The sequence below is a fragment of the Rhizobium sp. P1_E1 genome (assembly GCF_056406015.1).
In genome coordinates, this window is the sequence record NZ_JBFUAY010000442.1 from 1 (window position 1) to 1,978 (window position 1,978).

A 1,978-nucleotide genomic window follows, 5' to 3' on the forward strand; every position below is an offset into this window, starting at 1 on the left:
GTGTAATGCAGATGATGCGGGCCGGCCCAGATGTACATGAAGATCAGCGCCCAGAAGTGGATGATCGAGAGCCGGTATGAATAGACGGGTCGGTTGGCCTGCTTCGGCACGAAGTAGTACATCATGCCCAGGAAGCCGGCGGTGAGGAAAAAGCCGACGGCGTTGTGGCCGTACCACCATTGGGTCAGTGCGTCCTGGACGCCCGAGAAGGCGGAATAGCTTTTGGAGCCAAGAAACGAGGCCGGAACCGCCAGGTTGTTGACCACGTGCAGCATCGCAATGGTGACGATGAAGCTGAGATAGAACCAGTTTGCCACGTAGATGTGCGGCTCTTTGCGCTTCAGGATCGTTCCAAGATATACTGCGAGGTAGGCGACCCAGACGATGGTCAGCCAGAGGTCGACGTACCACTCGGGTTCGGCATATTCACGGGCCTGGGTGATTCCGAGAACATATCCGGTCGCGGCCATGACGATGAAAAGCTGGTAACCCCAGAATACGAACCAGGCCAGGCTGCCGCCGAAAAGACGTGCGCGACAGGTGCGTTGCACCACGTAGAACGACGTCATGATCAGCGCGTTGCCGCCGAAGGCGAAGATGACCGCCGATGTGTGAACGGGCCGCAGCCTTCCGAAATTGAGATAAGGGGCGATGTTGAGGTCGGGATAGGCCAGTTGCAGCGCGATGACCACGCCAATGAGGAAGCCGACCACGCCCCAGAATACCGTGGCGATCAGGCCATACCGGATCACCTCGTCGAAATAGCCTGATATATCGACTTTCCGCCGTTGGCCTGCCGGCGAAAAATCAACGTTCCTGACCAGCAGGGCAACACCCGCGAGCAGGCAGAAGCAGAGAATACCCATGTGGACTGCAAAGAGGTGGTCATGTGCGAATGCAGCTCCTAGCAGCGCCAGAAACGCCGCGACCGTAATCACCATCGTTTCCGTTGTGTAATTCATGATATCGTCCTCAGTGCACAGACGACCGCATCGCGGCCGGCTTTTTGGTACTTGCGCCAGGACTGTCATGAAGACGGTGCTGGCGTCTTGATCCAAGTCAAACTAGGCCAGCGTTTTCCCACTATGTGCGGGGTTGCTTCATTCGTGAAAGGGCTTGGACGCCAGTCTGATAGCTACGCTGAAACGACAAACACTTTTCGGAGGAACTGCACGCCGCAGCCGAGCGACCCAGATGCTTTTCTCGCTTGCGCAATCTCTGCATGTCAGGGGGTGTAGGCCGGCGAGAGGACATGCGTGAAGTACGACGTCGAGCCGTCGCCAATGGAGCGATGCGCGGCCCATCTCTGACTTTGTTTAGGCGGAGAGCAGGTGGGGCGTGACCTTCAACGTCAGGGCGGTGCTGTGATCATGTTCGCCTTCAGCCGGCGAGAGATGATGGCCGGTCTGGTGAAGACACGCGGCCGCGGAAAACCCGCATCGGCTCTGTGGCTGCAGCTTATTTGTGAGGCGAATAGGGTCCTCGTCGACGGCTGTGCGGAGCCGTGCATTGAGCGGGAAAAAGATTGGGACCACACAAGCAGTGAAGGCCCCGCCAAGATGATCTCGAACTGTCGCAGGATCTAACGCTCTTATTCTGCGAGCATTGCAGAGGTGAGCTTTTCTCTCCGCCGGTTCGTTCATTGCGAGGTCTTTCGAACGCAGAGCGGCGTCGAGTGAATTCGAGCCTTAGGGCTTCAGTTATGCGATATCACAAGATTCACGCCGGCCGAGAAAACCCTGTTAATCCACGTTCGTTCACCTCGTGTACGACCCTTGAGACGGCACCCTGTTCTAGATCAAGGTGGTTCATCAACGCGGACTGCGCCCGGTCCGTTGCCACGCCTAATTCAGACATTGCGGCACTTAGTCTTCCGAGGCTTTTGACAAACGCGGGCCGAAGATCCGACGCGGTTATTTCCATTCGTAAAGGGTGAGTACAAAAACAAAATCGGTGGACGATTTTGCAAGCCTCACAA

General features: G+C 56.8%; 1 protein-coding gene and 1 pseudogene. Both read right to left on the bottom strand.

The window, feature by feature from the left end:
• On the bottom strand, positions 1-962 hold a 962-nt coding region (locus tag AC1D1Z_RS36860), incomplete at its 3' end, for a cbb3-type cytochrome c oxidase subunit I (protein ID WP_477853752.1).
• Between the two features lie 757 nt (positions 963-1,719).
• A pseudogene (locus AC1D1Z_RS36865) lies at positions 1,720-1,978 on the bottom strand (GntR family transcriptional regulator); the annotation flags it as partial.